Source organism: Psychroserpens sp., assembly GCF_045105015.1.
In the GTDB taxonomy this organism is placed as follows: domain Bacteria; phylum Bacteroidota; class Bacteroidia; order Flavobacteriales; family Flavobacteriaceae; genus Psychroserpens.
In genome coordinates this window covers 1-2,809 of record NZ_JBGCCX010000031.1, presented here as the reverse complement: position 1 = coordinate 2,809, position 2,809 = coordinate 1, and the positions used below count along the sequence as shown (strand labels likewise).

The following is a 2,809-nucleotide window of genomic DNA, read 5'->3' as shown; positions in this document are numbered from 1 at the left end:
GCATGGTTACCAATAGAGCAAAACTGATGAACAGCTGTCATTCCTGCTAAAACAACATAATCTCCTACATTAATATGTCCAGCTAGTGTGCTATTATTAGAAAAAATACAGTTATTACCAACGATACAATCGTGAGCTACATGGCAATATGCCATTATCAAACAATTATCACCAATAACTGTTTTCATTCTATCTGTAGTTCCTCTATTAATCGTGACACACTCTCTTATAGTAACATTGTCACCTATAACCGTTAAGGTATCTTCATCATTATATTTTAAATCCTGTGGAACTGCAGAAATCACTGAACCAGGAAAAATATTACAATTTTTCCCAATACGAGCACCTTCCATTATGGTTACATTACTCCCTATCCAAGTACCTTCGCCAATAGTAACATTACTATAGATAGTTGTGAAAGGTTCGATAACTACATTCTTAGCAATTTTTGCTCCAGGATGTACGTATGCTAAAGGTTGGTTCATTTGTTCGTTTTTATTTTTAAGAAAGCAACAAAATTTTTGTTCGCTTTTATTTTACTTTTGAAATTTGTGCCATTAACTCTGCTTCTGCACAAAGTACACCATTTGCATAGGCATAACCTTGCATGTGACAAATACCTCTTCTAATAGGTGTGATTAGATCACATTTAAATATCAATGTATCACCAGGTACAACTTTCTTTTTAAATTTAACTTTATCTATTTTCATAAAGAACGTTAAATAATTCTCTGGATCAGGAACAGTACTTAGTACTAATATTCCTCCTGTTTGAGCCATAGCCTCAACTATAAGAACTCCAGGCATTACTGGAGCACCAGGAAAATGACCTTTAAAAAATTCTTCATTCATGGTCACGTTTTTCATACCAATCACGTGTGAATCAGAAAGTTCAAACACTTTATCTAATAATAAAAATGGCTGTCTGTGTGGTAACATGTCCATGATTTGAATAACATCCATTAATGGCTCTTGATTCAAATCTATTTGAGGAACGTTATTACGACGTTCATTTTTTATGATTTTAGATATTTTTTTTGCAAACTGAGTGTTTATATAATGCCCTGGTTTATTTGCAATAACTTTTCCTTTAATTCTTGTTCTTACTAATGCCAAATCACCTATTACATCTAAAAGTTTATGTCTGGCAGCTTCATTTGGATGATGAAGTGTAAGATTATCTAGTATTCCATTAGGCTTAATAGAAATTGAGTCCTTTTTGAAAGCAACTTTCAATTTCTCCATTGTATCTGATGACAATTCCTTGTCAACATAGACAATAGCGTTATTTAAATCACCTCCTTTAATTAAACCATTTTCTAATAACATTTCAAGTTCATGAAGAAAACTGAATGTTCTAGAATCTGAAATATTTTTTTTAAAATCTGAAATATTATTAAGAGTTGCGTTTTGAGTTCCAAGTACTTTTGTACCAAAATCAACCATAGCAGTTACTTGGTATTCTTTGGCTGGCATGACGATAATCTCACTACCTGATTCTTCATCTGCATAAGAAATTACATCAGAAACTACATATTCTTCTCTAAAATCATCTTGATCAATAATACCTGCTTTTTCAAGAGCTTCTACAAAAAACTTTGAAGAACCATCCATAATTGGTGGTTCGGACGCATTAAGTTCAATAATTGCATTATCAATATCTAAACCAACTAATGCTGCTAAAACATGCTCAGATGTTTGTATTGTAACACCATTCTTCTCTAAGCATGTACCTCGTTGCGTATTTGTCACATAATTTGCATCAGCTTCGATCACTGGAGAACCTTCAAGATCTACTCTTTTAAATGAAAAGCCATGATTTGTTGGTGCTGGACAAAATGTAAGTGTTACATCTTTTCCTGTATGCAATCCAACTCCATTTAGAGAGATTTTCTTTTCAATAGTTCGCTGCTTAACGTCTGTTTTAATTATTGCCATTTACTTTTTTTTCTAAGTCGTTTATGGTTTTGACAAGTGCTGGTAAATTTTTAAAATGCACATATGATTTCACATAATTGCCGTAGTCAATTGCTGGTGATCCATATAATTTCTCCCCATCTTTTACACGATGACCTATACCAGTTTGTGCCTGTACTTTTACATTGTCTCCAATAGTTAGGTGACCTGCAACACCAACTTGACCACCAATTAAACAATATTTACCAACTTTTGTTGAACCTGCAATCCCTGTTTGAGCAGCAATTACAGTATGTTGGTCAATTTCTACATTATGGGCAATTTGTATTTGATTATCTAGTTTAACTCCTTTTCTTATGATTGTTGATCCTAGTGTAGCTCTATCGATTGTAGTTGCAGATCCAATATCAACATTATCTTCAATGATGACATTTCCAGTTTGTGGAACTTTTTTAAATTCTCCATTTTCATCAGGCGTAAATCCAAAACCATCTGCGCCAATAATAGCACCACTATTTACAATACAATTGTTACCAATAACAGTTTCAGAATATATTTTTACTCCTGAAAAAATAGTCGTGTCATCACCAATAGTAACGTTATCTCCAACATATGCGTGTGGATATATTTTTACATTATTCCCAAGTGTTACATTATCTCCCAAATAAGAAAATGCCCCTAAATATACGTTAGCTCCATGTGAAGCAGTTTCAGATTTAAAACTTGGTTGCTCTACTCCAACTTTATTATTTTTTACTTGATTGTAATATTCTAATAATTTAGAAAACGATTTATAGGCATCATCAACTTTAATTAAAGTTGTTGTGATCTCTTGCTCTGGTTCAAATGTTTTATTAACAATTGTGATAGAAGCCTTTGTAGAATAAATGTA

General features: G+C 32.6%; 3 protein-coding genes. All 3 read right to left on the bottom strand.

Annotated features, from left to right (window positions below; all coding sequences use genetic code 11):
- On the bottom strand, nt 1–485 hold a 485-nt coding region (gene lpxA / locus AB8B90_RS02360), incomplete at its 3' end, for an acyl-ACP--UDP-N-acetylglucosamine O-acyltransferase (RefSeq protein WP_405333259.1).
- A gap of 46 nt (nt 486–531) precedes the next feature.
- The gene (locus AB8B90_RS02355; protein ID WP_405333257.1) at nt 532–1,938 is read right to left on the bottom strand and encodes a bifunctional UDP-3-O-[3-hydroxymyristoyl] N-acetylglucosamine deacetylase/3-hydroxyacyl-ACP dehydratase; all 1,407 of its coding nucleotides are present in this window, start codon (nt 1,936–1,938) and stop codon (nt 532–534) included.
- The coding region (gene lpxD, locus AB8B90_RS02350) for a UDP-3-O-(3-hydroxymyristoyl)glucosamine N-acyltransferase (RefSeq protein ID WP_405333256.1) at nt 1,925–2,809 on the bottom strand (885 nt) is incomplete at its 5' end. The genes lpxD and AB8B90_RS02355, both read right to left, overlap by 14 nt.